The sequence below is a fragment of the Paraburkholderia sp. SIMBA_053 genome (assembly GCF_046534895.1).
Taxonomy (GTDB): Bacteria; Pseudomonadota; Gammaproteobacteria; order Burkholderiales; family Burkholderiaceae; genus Paraburkholderia; species Paraburkholderia caledonica.
In genome coordinates this window covers 1-236 of record NZ_JAWRXU010001702.1, presented here as the reverse complement: position 1 = coordinate 236, position 236 = coordinate 1, and the positions used below count along the sequence as shown (strand labels likewise).

At 72.0% G+C, this 236-nt stretch carries 1 pseudogene; it reads right to left on the bottom strand.

The window, feature by feature from the left end:
* Positions 1-236 (bottom strand): annotated as a pseudogene (locus tag SB753_RS41335) (enoyl-CoA hydratase/isomerase family protein); the annotation flags it as partial.

Below are 236 nucleotides of genomic sequence, written 5' to 3'. Positions count from 1 at the left end.
CATCGCAAACGCCCGCGAGCGCGCAGCCCACGCCGATCGCCTCGCCGCGCACGACCGACAGCACCGGCACACGCACCGCCTTCAGCGCATCGTAGAGCGCGAGCGGCGGCGCGGCGACGACGCGGCGCAGCGTTTCCGCCGACGGCTTCGCGCCTGCCGGCGGCATCGGCGACTGGCGTCCTTTGCAGAAGTCCTTGCCGCTCGTGACAATGCGCACGAGCTTGGTGTCGTCGTCG